Source organism: Sphingobacterium sp. xlx-96 (assembly GCF_011007365.1).
GTDB classification, from domain to species: Bacteria; Bacteroidota; Bacteroidia; order Sphingobacteriales; family Sphingobacteriaceae; genus Sphingobacterium; species Sphingobacterium luzhongxinii.
Genome location: NZ_WFKM01000003.1, coordinates 127,169 through 140,032, shown reverse-complemented (window position 1 = coordinate 140,032; position 12,864 = coordinate 127,169). Strand labels below are relative to the sequence as shown.

The 12,864-nt window shown below is 39.2% G+C and carries 10 protein-coding genes; 1 reads left to right on the top strand and 9 read right to left on the bottom strand.

Features of this window, described 5'->3' with window-relative positions:
* Positions 1 to 338 precede the first annotated feature (338 nt).
* The 4 genes from nrdF to G7B20_RS06175 form a co-directional block, all read right to left on the bottom strand.
* Complete coding sequence (gene nrdF, locus G7B20_RS06190) at positions 339 to 1,325, bottom strand: class 1b ribonucleoside-diphosphate reductase subunit beta (protein ID WP_164109367.1); 987 nt, start codon at positions 1,323 to 1,325, stop codon at positions 339 to 341.
* A gap of 128 nt (positions 1,326 to 1,453) precedes the next feature.
* Positions 1,454 to 3,559 carry a class 1b ribonucleoside-diphosphate reductase subunit alpha gene (gene nrdE, locus G7B20_RS06185; protein WP_164109365.1) on the bottom strand — a complete coding sequence of 702 codons (2,106 nt, stop codon included), beginning with the start codon at positions 3,557 to 3,559 and terminating at the stop codon, positions 1,454 to 1,456.
* Positions 3,519 to 3,926, bottom strand: coding sequence for a class Ib ribonucleoside-diphosphate reductase assembly flavoprotein NrdI (gene nrdI, locus G7B20_RS06180; RefSeq protein ID WP_205600181.1), 408 nt, complete (start codon positions 3,924 to 3,926; stop codon positions 3,519 to 3,521). The genes nrdE and nrdI overlap by 41 nt, the downstream gene beginning before the upstream one ends.
* A gap of 27 nt (positions 3,927 to 3,953) precedes the next feature.
* Positions 3,954 to 4,190, bottom strand: a complete 237-nt coding sequence (locus G7B20_RS06175; protein ID WP_079643298.1) for a glutaredoxin family protein — start codon at positions 4,188 to 4,190, stop codon at positions 3,954 to 3,956.
* A gap of 414 nt (positions 4,191 to 4,604) precedes the next feature.
* On the opposite strand from G7B20_RS06175, the gene G7B20_RS06170 reads away from it, so the two are divergent.
* Positions 4,605 to 7,019 (top strand): prolyl oligopeptidase family serine peptidase, encoded by a 2,415-nt coding sequence (locus G7B20_RS06170; protein ID WP_164109363.1) that lies wholly within the window; start codon positions 4,605 to 4,607, stop codon positions 7,017 to 7,019.
* A 39-nt stretch (positions 7,020 to 7,058) separates the two neighbouring features.
* On the opposite strand, the gene ilvA is transcribed toward G7B20_RS06170, so the two are convergent.
* The 5 genes from ilvA to G7B20_RS06145 all read right to left on the bottom strand — a co-directional run bounded on the left by ilvA (position 7,059) and on the right by G7B20_RS06145 (position 12,860).
* Positions 7,059 to 8,312, bottom strand: a complete 1,254-nt coding sequence (gene ilvA / locus G7B20_RS06165) for a threonine ammonia-lyase IlvA (RefSeq protein ID WP_164109361.1) — start codon at positions 8,310 to 8,312, stop codon at positions 7,059 to 7,061.
* Entirely contained in the window at positions 8,302 to 8,985 is a 684-nt protein-coding gene (locus G7B20_RS06160) for a hypothetical protein (protein WP_164109358.1), read from the bottom strand. Before G7B20_RS06160 ends, ilvA begins: the two co-directional genes overlap by 11 nt.
* A gap of 82 nt (positions 8,986 to 9,067) precedes the next feature.
* A complete protein-coding gene (locus G7B20_RS06155; protein ID WP_164109356.1) occupies positions 9,068 to 10,222 on the bottom strand; it encodes a 2-isopropylmalate synthase in 1,155 nt (384 codons plus the stop codon).
* Between the two features lie 97 nt (positions 10,223 to 10,319).
* On the bottom strand, positions 10,320 to 11,393 hold the full coding sequence (gene leuB, locus G7B20_RS06150; protein ID WP_164109354.1) for a 3-isopropylmalate dehydrogenase: 1,074 nt from the start codon (positions 11,391 to 11,393) through the stop codon (positions 10,320 to 10,322).
* Between the two features lie 21 nt (positions 11,394 to 11,414).
* Positions 11,415 to 12,860 carry an ATP-binding cassette domain-containing protein gene (locus G7B20_RS06145; protein ID WP_164109352.1) on the bottom strand — a complete coding sequence of 482 codons (1,446 nt, stop codon included), beginning with the start codon at positions 12,858 to 12,860 and terminating at the stop codon, positions 11,415 to 11,417.
* Positions 12,861 to 12,864: the final 4 nt, after the last annotated feature.

Sequence of the window (12,864 nt, the reverse complement as noted above, 5' to 3'; positions counted from 1 at the left end):
TCAGATTTATTCATCGAGAATATGTTTAAGCGGCATTCGTGATCTCACCTCGTTCGGTTATTCATTCCCTTGTGTGATTATTCATTCATTCATAGCTTGTTTCCATAGCTTGTTTCCTTAGCTGTATTCATGAACTCGTTTCACTCGTTTTGAATAAATCATGATGGTTTCATAATTAATGTTTCAGGTTTATTAATGAAGATACATATATAGTTCGAATACTTCGGACGGACAGATTATAGCAAACGATTGTGTAATACGTGTTTTACAAAGAATGCCAAAACAAAACCCCCTTTTCGTTTTCGAAAAGGGGGAGAATGACTGTGTCTGGGAATTAATTAAATATCGACTGTTGCATCCATTTCAAAATCTTCATGTTTTAGATGAACAATTTCCATAGACTTTTCGTAGTTCGTAGACTTTTTAGAGAAAAAGTCGTGTTGTGTCGTTTCTGTATTTAGACCGTTCAAAACTATTGGATTCACCTGCTTTACTTCAAAGATGGGATCAAATCCGAGATTCATCAATGCCTTATTGCCATTGTAGCGAACATATTCTTTTACCTCAGAGGTTAATCCTACCACAGTGTAGAGTTCTTCCGTGTACTTGATTTCGTTTTCATAAAGCTCGTTAAGAAGATTTAAGAAACGTTGTTTTACTTCTTCTTTATTAGGTAGTTTAGCAAACACTTCTTGTGCGATCAATCCTACAAATACACCGTGTATGGATTCATCTGCTACGATTTTTTTGATGATATCTGCCGATGCCACCATCTGTCCTTGACCACATAACCATAAAGGCAAGAAAAATCCAGAGTAGAATAAGAAAGATTCTAGAAGCACGGAAGAGGCTAATGCCATAAACAATTCCTCATCAGTGGGGTTTTGCTTATCTATACCGCGGTAATATTTGTCAATTGTATTAGCCTTAAACTGCAAAAACTTGTTTTGCGAAACCCAACCAAATACATCGTTAATCTCATTGGTTGTGGATACCGTAGTAAATATAGTAGAGTATGATTTAGCATGAATAGCTTCCATCATACACATATAGGATAGTACAGCCTTATTTTGGAGCGAGTCGATATGGTCTATAATTTTAGGCATACCCGTATGACTCTGTAATGTATCTAACAAAGTCAATCCACCTAATGCCTTTTTGTAACATTCTTTCATGTCCCAGCTTAGGCCCTTCCAGCTATCGATGTCTTTAGATGGAATATATTCGGTGTCAATCCAGAATTGTTTGATATTTTGCTCCCAAAACATCAGGGCATAATCGTTATCGGGAGTATTCCAGTTGACGGCTGTAAATTGTTTGTTCATGTCCTAATTAAAAAATAAAAATTATCAACGATGAGCTCGCTGAAGCTCGTTTAAAAAGTGAAAATCAGGAGAAGTCTTGTTCAAAAATTCTCCTGATTTAGTCTGTATTATTTCAAATCTGATGTCTATTAAGCTGAACAGGAGATACACTCTTCGATCGTTGATTTCCGTGTACGTGTGTAGTACAGGGATTTCAAGCCCAACTTATGTGCATAGATATAATATTTTGCCAGATCACGCGTACTATCTTTTGAGTTCGTGTGCAGGATCGTAGATACACCTTGGTCTATGTGACGTTGAATTACCGAGATCAACTTCAAAACCTTCATCTGATCCATGTCATATGCCGATTTGAAATAGAAGTAATTATCATTTGTCAAGTAAGGCATTGGATAGTATGTCGTACTGTCTCCGTATTCACGTACTTCGATAATGTCTACAATAGGCATCACAGAGGCAGTCGCATTCATGATATAAGACGTTGACTGATTTGGAGCTATTGCCAAACGGTAAGCATGGTAGATACCATGTTCAGCCACCTGCGCTTTAAGATTTTCCCAATCTTCAATTGTAGGAATGTGGATACCATCAAATAGTTCTTTAACCTTATCTGTTTTTGGAAGGTAATCTCTATTCAGATATTTGTCAAAGTATGTTCCGTCGGCATAAGCGGACTTTTCAAAACCTACAAATGTTCTACCACGTTCTTTCGCGATCTCCATAGAAGCCTCTAAGGAGTAATAATTCATTGTCATGAAGAATGTATTCGCAAAATCCAAAGCCTCATGTGACTCATACATAATGAAGCTCTTTGCTAAGAACCCATGTAAATTCATGGCACCTAAACCTACAGAATGTAATTCGCGGTTTGCTTTTGCAATAGACGGCACCATCTCAATATCTGTTACATCAGTAACTACAGTCAAAGCCCGCATTGCCGTTTTTACGGTTTCCTTAATACGTTTGTTATCCATTACGGTAGCGATGTTTAAAGAACCTAAGTTACACGATATACCGTAGCGGATAGTATCTTCTTTACCGTAGATATTGATATCAGACACTTCTGATATTTGCATAATTTCTGTACACAGATTGGAGAATTTTACTTTACCCAGACCATTCAGCGCATGCTCTTTGTTGGTGTTCTCTTTGAAGAATATGTATGGATAACCAGATTCTTTTTGCGTCTGTGCGATTTTCACCAACAAGTGGCGAGCATTTATTTTCTTTTTCTTGACGTTCGGATTGGTAATCAATTCATCGTACATCGCGTCCATATCCATTTCATCCAGGTATTGGCCATATTCCTGCATGACTGTATGCGGATAGATTAGATAGGCAGGCTCATCTTTTTCTGCCAGTTCCATGAATTTGTCTGGCACAATAATACCGATCGATAATGATTTGATACGGACTTTTTCGTCCACATTGATTTTCTTACAATCTAAGAACTCTTCGATATCCGAGTGGAATATATTAAGATATACAGCACCTGCGCCTGGACGTTGTCCCAATTGATTCGCATAAGAGAATGTATCTTCCATGATCTTCATAATTGGCAATACACCTCCTGCACGACCATCTACACCTTTGATAGCTTCACTACGACCGCGGATTTTGGATATATTAAATGATACACCTCCACCTATAGAAGACAATTTCATTGCCGAATCAACAGCATAACCGATACCGTTTAAATTGTCCCCGATTTCATCCAAGAAACAAGAGACCAATTCTCCAGAACGTTTTTTTCCAGCATTCAAGAACGTCGGGGTAGCAGGCTGATATTCTTGACTGATCATGATTTCGGCGTATTCAATAGCTTTCTGAAAGCCCTCTTCACGAGCTAGAAATAAAGAAACAGCCACAACACGATCTTCATAGCGCTCTAAGAACTTCTCACCGGAATCATCTCTCAAAGCATAGCTCTGAAAGAATTTGAAGGCAGCCATAAAGGATTCAAAGCGGAATTTCTTAGCATATACATAGTTGAATACCTGCTCCATTTCTTCGAATGTAAACCACTGATAGAAATTGATGTAGTAGTTATGCTCCACTAAATAATCTATTTTCTCTTTTAGGTTATAAAAGAAAACAGTATTCTTATTTACATATTCTAGGAAATAAGCGCGCACAGCCTCTTTATCTTTGTGAAGGCTATACTCGTCATCATGTTTGATCATGATTTCGTTATTAAGCAATATCCAGTTTTTTGCTACCTCGTTTGCTATCATAGTATTGATTCTTAATTATTTCTATAAATTGATTTATATCTTCCATTGTGCCCGATAGCTCAAATTTAAATGCTAGCGGGATATCATGCATTTCCGAAGCCTTGTCAGCCGCTACGGCGAAGTTTCTGCCCCAATTGCGATTCCCACTTGACGTCACAGAAAATAACTTGCTGCTGTTGTTCGTCAAAAACTCTTCCGTTAAAGGCGGAATCTTTCCAAAATTTGTCGTAAACGTAACTAAATGTCCAGATTCTTCGACAATCATGTCCTTTTGTATCTTGCTTGCCTGCCATCCTGTTATCTGTACCACTTTATCGATAAAGCGTTGTACGTTTCCAGTCTTGCTATCAAAATATAAATGTATCATAATCTTGGCTTTTTATGAATACCTTCCTTATTGAGCAATAGCTTCTTCTAGTTCTTGTGGCTTAAAACCTATAATTCGGTGTTTTATTTCTTCACCATCCAAAACAATTACAGTAGGAACCGTACGCACTTTAAACCTTACAGCTAATTCAGGGGAATCAAACGGATTAACTCTCTCGTACGAAATACCCTTGTTGTCTAAGTAAGTCGACACTTGATCGCATGGTACGCAATCGTTTTTCTCGAATTTGATGATTCTTGCCATGTTGTGTTAAGTTTGATTGTAAACTGTCCTCTTCATAGGGTGAATAGTTTACTAAAGTGTATAAAAAAACGCTGATTGCAGAGACAGTGACAGTCTCAACAAGAACAAATATCTAATATTTTCATTCGGAGCGTTAGTCATACTTTTCCACACTCTTCTAGCGAAGTCGTCCAAAATGCGCGTGGTAGCGGTGGGTTTTGGGTAAATACTTGAAAAACAAGACTTAATCTATGTTGATAACTTTAAAAAAGCTTTTGTCAACTTATTTCTATAACTTGAAAACAACTATTTTTTAAGTATTTTTAGTGTCAAAAAAAAGATATTCTTTGCTTGAATATGAAGAAGAATATGTATATTATATGTCGAATTTGTGCCTGTAAAATAAAACATAATAAATTTATAAACCAATACGCAATGAAGATAATTAACTTGTTTTTGTTTAATTTGATCGTACTATTCTTGGGATTAAGTCTGAGGGCGAGCGCACAAGAAAATATTACATTTCAACACCCCTCCTCAGAAATTATGGCACTTGCCGATTACGAGCGCCCACCCGGTATTAAATTGAGTCCAGACAAGATGTGGGTTCTATTTCTATATCGACCCACTTATAAGACGCTGGAAGAATTGGGACAAGAGGAGTTACGGTTGGCTGGATTAAGGATCAATGCTAAAGCCAGAATAGCAAGTACAGAGACTTACTTTAACAATCTCCGATTAAAATCTATAGATGTTGGTCAGGAATATGCGATAAAGGGATTGCCAGAAAATGCATTAATCGCCAATATTGAGTATTCCCCAGATAGTAAGTATGTTACTTTTACCAATACAAATGATAGCGGATTATCTTTATGGATTATTGATTTAACTACACAGACAGCTAAGCAATTGACAGCGTATGATCTGAACGCAGTGCTTGATGCACCCTACAAATGGATGCGTAATAGCGACCGTTTGTTAATCAGTAAACGACCTGTTGTGGCCAAAGATCTTATTGATCATAGTAAAGATCTGCCTACGGGTCCTGTGGTATCTACGAGCGATGGCAAGGTTTCTCAGTTGCGTACTTATCAGGATTTATTAAAAAATCCACAGGATGAGCAGGATTTTGAGACCCTTGCTACCTCTGAGCTATTTTGGTTGGACCTGACAGGTGCACAGGAAAAGTTTTTACCAGCAGGCATGTACACGCAAAGCTCTTTATCTCCTGATGGTAAGTATGTCCTTGTATCTTCGCTCAAAAAGCCCTTTTCTTACATAGTAGGGTATAGTTCATTTCCTCAGGAATCCTCCGTATATCATATTGATGGTACAATAATCAAAAAGGTAAATGAGACTCCATTGTTGGAAATAGTACCCAAAGGTTTTTCTTCGACGCGCGTAGGTAAGCGGTCAATGGCATGGCGACTTGACAAGGCCGCTACTTTGTTTTTTGTCGAGGCATTAGATGGAGGTGATGCAAATAAGCAAGCCGAGTTTAGAGACGAACTTTTTGTTTGGGATCTGCCTTTCGATCAAGAACCAAAATCATTAATGAAGCTACAGGATCGTTTTGCCGGGGTGATTTGGGGTAATGCTAATTACGCTTTAGTTTCTTCTCAATGGTACGACACTCGCAATGTCAAAACATTTTTGTTAAATCCGGTTTCAGGATATAACCAAGTGATTACCGATCGAAACAGTCAGGATGTCTATTCAAATCCTGGCAACGTCTTTCGGGATAAAAATGAGTTTGGTGTCTATACCATGTATATCAATAAAGACAAGGTTTATTTTATAGGCGACGGTTTTACAAAGGCAGGTGAGTTTCCGTTTATAGATGAGTTGAATCTAAAGTCGTTTAAGAAGAACCGGATGTATGTGGCAAAGGAGTCCGATCTACAGGAGCGCATAGCACAAGTTATCGATATTACAAAAGGAGAGATTTTAATCTCGTTACAGTCGGCTACGCAATATCCTAATTTTTACCGTAAGAATATCAAGACCGGTAAACAGATCGCGGTTACGAATATTGAAAATCCATTCAAATCTTTGGAAAAGGTACATAAGGAAGTTTTAAATTATACCCGGAATGACGGAGTTGCCTTGTCGGGAACGCTGTATCTCCCCGCTGATTATGATAAGAAAGAAAAGCTTCCATTATTGATTTGGGCTTATCCTCGTGAGTATAAAGACAAGAACACAGCAGGACAAAGTACTGCCAATCCTAAAGAGTTTACCTTTCCCGGGTATGGATCGTTTATCTATTGGGTCTCGAAAGGTTATGCGGTCCTAGATAACGCTGCTTTTCCGATAGTAGGGGAGGGTAATCAAGAGCCGAATGATACTTTTATAGCACAGCTTGTGGCCAATGCCGAGGCGGCTATAAATGCCGTAGATAAACTTGGTTATATTGACCGTAAGAAGGTAGCAGTAGGTGGACATTCGTACGGAGCGTTTATGACAGCTCACCTTTTATCTAATTCTAATCTTTTTGCAGCTGGTATTGCCCGTTCTGGAGCATACAACAGGACACTTACACCTTTTGGGTTTCAGAGCGAGCAAAGAAATTTTTGGGATAATCCGCAGCTTTATATGACAATGTCACCGTTTATGAGTGCTGATCGTATGAAAACACCAATGCTATTGGTACACGGCGCTGCCGACAACAACCCAGGGACATTTACCTTACAGACTGAGCGTTACTTTCAGGCACTGAAAAATTTAGGAGCACCGGTAAGGATGGTTATTTTGCCAAGAGAGTCCCATGGTTATGTTGCCAAAGAAAATATCTTTCATCTCCTATGGGAACAGGATCAATTTCTGGAGAAATACCTGAAAGCAAAGTAATATTTGATAACAAAGGCTGCCCGAGGGCAGCCTTTGTTATTAAACCAGATACTCGAAAAGAGTCTGATCTTTATTTATTTCTATAAAGTCGAATTTATAGGCTTTTAATCTTTCAATGAATGTCTTGTAATCATTCGGATCATTAAGCTCGATTCCAATTAATGCTGGGCCGCGTTCACGTTCTGTTTTTTTGATGTATTCAAAACGCGTGATATCATCTTTAGGACCTAACACTTCAGTCACGAGTAGGCGTAAAGCTCCAGGGCGTTGTGGGAAGCGAACGATAAAGTAATGTTTGAATCCTTCATATAATAAAGACATTTCCTTGATCTCACTCATCCGGTCAATGTCGTTGTTGCCGCCAGAGACGACACAGACCACTTTTTTACCTTTAATTTCTTCTTTGTGAAATTCCAGCGCAGCGATAGACAGTGCACCTGCTGGTTCGACGACAATGGCATCTTTATTATAGAGTTCCAGGATGGTAGTGCATACTTTACCTTCGGGAATAGATTTGATACTATCAAGAACCTGACTGCTGATTTCATAATTCAGAGTACCTACCTTTTTTACAGCAGCACCATCTACAAACTTGTTGATATGTTCCAGTTCAATGGGACCTCCATTTTGAATCGCAGCCTGCATCGAGGGAGCTCCTTCTGGTTCTACACCATATACTTTGGTATGAGGGGTATTCTTTTTGATGTGATATCCGACTCCGGAAGAGAGCCCACCACCACCAATAGGTAAGATGATCGCATCGAGATCAGGTAGATCTTCCAGGATTTCCACCGCTACAGTTCCCTGCCCTTCAATGATTTTAAGATCATCAAAAGGAGGTATAAAAGTCATGTTATGCACTTTGGTATATTCCAGAGCTCCCTTTTGACAATCGTCAAATGTATCGCCGACGAGAATGATTTCGATATTCCCATTTCCCCACATTTCCGTTTGTGTGATTTTTTGGCGTGGGGTAGGTCCCGGCATGAATATGACACCTTTAATATCTAGTCGTTTACAGGAGAAAGCAACCCCTTGAGCATGATTGCCTGCACTGGCACACACAACTCCGCGCGCACGTTCTTCATCGGTAAGACTGCTGATTTTATTGAATGCGCCACGCAATTTGTAGGATCGAACGACTTGAAGGTCTTCTCGTTTTAAGTAAATATCTGCACCATATTTTTCAGATAGATGCAAATTATATTGCAAGGGTGTGCGTATTACCACATCCTTTAAGCGGGCTTTCGCCTGCAGGCAATTTATAGGTAAGGTAGCTAAATCAAAGCTCATTGTTTTGTTGTCTAGTTTGTTTGGGGTGAAGTTTGTTTTCGATATAGTATTTAATTTGATTTCGAACCGTAAAGGTTATGGGATCATGATCTCTTTTTGAAAATAGAGGTATACTTTTGATATTGGAATTAATGCCGATATAATTTGATAATTTCTTATTTTGATCATAGAAGACGAATAAATAGGTAGGTTGTATTAGAAAAAGGCTAGGAGGGAAATCTCTTGTCCAACCTGTGGCGTATCCTGCTGAAAATTCGTTGTTGTTTTTATTCGTTTGTATAAATCCGAGATAGTCTTTATAATGTATTTCTGCAAATTTATAGGCATTCTCTGCATTAGCACTATTTAATAAAATATCCGATAGCTCTATTATGTTATTTTCATTTAATGTAATAGAATCTGAAGCCGTTTTAATCCAAGTATTGACTAACGTATCATATGAGAAAGGAAAGGGGACCTCTTTTGGTAAATTTTTAAGTGTAATGCAACTGTAGAGCTTTGTAAAGCTGCTGTTTACAAAAGGAGGTTTCGTTAATCTATCTTCATATTTAATATAAACCCGTTCAAGATATTCTTCTTCAAAATCAGTCAACTTTTTTCTTTCTTGTCCATAAGCTTGCGTCCTTATAATTATAAGTAGGTAAGAAAGAGCTATGGTAAGTTTTAAATTCATTTTAAATGAAGGTACTGTCTAAAAAATCAAACTTATCGTTGTTGGGTAACGATAGATCAACTTTTTTAGACAGTTTTTGTAATTATTTAATCAATGAAAGCAAGTCTTCGTCGTTGATGTCTTTTTTGGCATCTGCCAGCGTTAAAAAGCGTTCATATGTACTCGCAAGACTTTCTTTGTCTAGGTGATGACCTAGACGCTCTAGGTGATGCTTTAAGGCATGACGTCCCGAGCGTGCTGTTAAGATGATATCAGCTTCTTCTAGACCGACATCTTCCGGACGGATGATTTCATAGTTTTCACGATGCTTTAAGAAGCCATCCTGATGGATACCCGAGCTGTGTGCAAATGCATTTCGGCCCACAATAGCCTTATTCGGTTGGACAGGCATATTCATCATCTCCGAAACTTTTCTAGAAAGGGAGGTAAACATCTTACTGTTAATATTCGATGTCAACCCTCCGAATGTTTGGTTATGGACTTTTAAGATCATTGCAACTTCCTCCAGTGAAGTATTCCCTGCACGTTCGCCTATGCCGTTAATGGTACATTCAACCTGACGAGCGCCATTTTGGATAGCAGCAATAGAATTTGCCGTTGCTAGCCCAAGGTCATTATGACAATGTGCCGAGATAATAGCTTGATCAATGTTGCTCACATGTTCTGTTAGGTATTTAATCTTGGCCCCATATTGGTCTGGTAAGCAATAACCATTTGTATCGGGTATATTTACTACGGTAGCACCTGCTCTGATGACAGCCTCCACCATTTTCGCCAAAAATTCCAAATCAGCACGTCCGGCATCTTCCGCATAAAATTCTACATCTTCTACATAAGATTTAGCATGTTTTACAGCTGTAACAGCTCTTTCCAGGATTTCTTCTCGCGTACTATTGAATTTATACTTGATATGCATATCCGAAGAGCCTATCCCCGTATGGATACGTGGACGCTTAGCAAATTTTAAGGCTTCAGCGGCGACATCTATATCATTTTTATTGGCGCGGGTCAAAGCACAGATGATGACATCATTTACAGCTTTGGAAAGCTCTACCACCGATTGAAAATCTCCTGGGCTAGACACCGGAAATCCAGCCTCAATAATATCGACGCCTAGATTTTCTAGATCTTTCGCTATTTCGATTTTTTCCGTAGTGGTCAATTGACATCCTGGAACCTGCTCGCCATCACGTAATGTCGTGTCGAAGATGTATAAGTGATTAGGATCGTGTAACATAATTTTTTAATTTAAAAGTTAAAATCAAAAGCTAAAATCGCTTCCATAAGCGGTCCTTGAGCTTTTTTAATCGACTATGTTTATACTTTGGTTATTTCTACTTTAAAAATTCAAGTACTTTTTGTCCCATTTCGTTTGTTCCTAAGATCATATCTTTAGGCGTATTGTTGTTGGCAATGTCACCTGTTCTCCATCCCGCTTTCAAGGTATCTGCAACTGCTGATGTTACTGATTTCGCTTCTTCTTGTAAGCCAAATGCGATATCCAACATTAGAGCAGCCGAAAGAATAGAGGCCAATGGATTAGCTTTATTCTGACCGGCGATATCGTGAGCAGAGCCGTGTATAGGTTCAAAAAAACCTGTTCCGTCCCCAATAGATGCAGAAGCTAACATACCCATAGAACCAGCAATCTGTGACGCCTCATCCGTCAGGATATCGCCGAAGAGGTTTGCCGTAAGAACTACGTCAAATTTTTTCGGATTTTTAACTAGTTGCATCGCCGCATTGTCAATAAACATGTGTTCTGTCTCAACATCTGGATACTCAGCGGAGATTTCTTGAACGACTTCTCTCCAAAGACGAGACGTCTCTAGAACATTCGCTTTGTCCACCGAGCATAATTTTTTACTGCGTGTACGAGCCGCTTCGTAAGCTTTTCGTGCAATACGTTCCACCTCATAACGGTGATAATTCATTAAGTCGGACGCGAAGGTATTATCTTCATTACGCTTTTTTTCGCCGAAATAGACATCTCCAGTCAGTTCACGGAAGAATAAAATGTCCGTTCCACGTAACACTTCAGGCTTTAAACTTGAAGCATCCAATAGCTCATCAAATAGTAAGATGGGGCGTAAGTTGGCATACAAACCCAGTTCCTTACGTATTTTAAGGAGTCCTTGCTCTGGGCGTACCTTCGCTGAAGGATCATTGTCATATTTAGCATGTCCTATGGCGCCAAAAAGAATCGCATCAGAAGACTTTGCTTTTTCCAGCGTTTCGTCAGGAAGCGGATTGCCTGTAGCTTCGATGGCGGTATGTCCCATGATAGCTTCGTCAAAAACAAATTCATGATTATTTTTTTGAGCAATAGTTTCTAAGACTTGCTTTCCCCATGTAGTGACTTCTTGTCCAATTCCATCACCTGGAATAATTAGAATATTTTTCTTCATTATATTTTCTTTACGCTCGTTTTACAATATTGCGCTTTCTTTTTCTAAAGCGCTTTTTTGTTTTATATTATATGTTGTGGTCTTCACTTCTCCTCTTTCCAATACCAATTTATGATCAATACAGCTCGGTAACTGACTTTCGTAATGCCCTACATAAATAAGGGTTGTGCCGTGTTGAGCGAGCTCATCGACGACAGCATTAAAGTAACTTGTCTGCGCAGCATCTAACCCCTGACAGGGCTCATCCAATACCAGCAGTGGCGGATTCTTAATGATCGTACGGGCCAATAATGCTAGGCGCTGTTGACCGAGAGGGAGGTGTTGTAGTTTTAGATTTTTGAAAGCTGTCAATCCAAAGAATTCTAAGAGTTCTTCGATCTGTTGTCTCTCCTGAAATTTAACATCGATAAACCAACCGATGCTATCATAAAAGCCTGAGGCAAGTGTATGCCATACGGTGGCGTTTTGGTCAAAGTACCAGTGCATCTCCGGCGAGATGATACCGATTTTCTTTTTGATATCCCAGATACTTTCACCTGTACCCCGCCTTTGGCCAAAAAGATGAATGTCTAGCCCGTAAGACTGTGGATGATCCCCGTTGATCAGGCTCAATAGGGTGGATTTGCCCGACCCATTAGGCCCCTGCAAGAGCCATTTCTCACCTGTCTTTACCTCCCAGGATATATTCTTCAAAATTTCTTTTTCTCCATATCGGATAGAGACGTTATGGAGCTGGGCTATATAACGATAATCATGTTGAGGTGATGAAGCTAAGAATCCAGGGAAATTCATCACTTCTCTTTCTGGATTTTTGGACAATAGCTCGGGAGTATCAACCTGTTCTATTTTACCCTCTACGATATGAACAAAGCGATTTATAGCGCGTGGTAACTGCCTATCATTACTGATTAACATAAGCTGTACACCTACTTTAGCAAGATCGTCCAGCCAATTGTTCAGCGTGATTCGGGATTGCGCATCCAGTCCGGTATAAGGCTCATCGATAATCAATAATTCCGGCTTAGACCATAGCCCTTTGATAAGCTGAAGTTTCTTGTGTTCTCCGCTAGATAGCTCAATAAGCTGTGATTGCAACGTGTCCTTAAACCCGAAATCCACAATTCGCTCCTGTATATCAGAGAGGTTGAGATTTTCTTTTTGGGCATGATGTTCCAGTTCAGCTAATACTGTTAAGGTATCATGTCCCTGATGTCTATTATAGCGTTGCTGATAATAGAAATTGCGGTCTCCCTCTAAATTGGTAAACTGGTACCAATTGGAAATGTATAATGCTTTTGCAGGATTAGCCGCTGCAAAAGCCTTCGCTAGCGTCGTCTTACCAGAGCCACTTTCGCCTCCTAAAAGATAATGTTCACCTTTGTTTAATACCCAAGTCAGATCATTCAATACTTTTTTATCTTGGTATTGAATAGTTAAATCTTGAATGTACACAAAAGGCTCTGTCATCTAT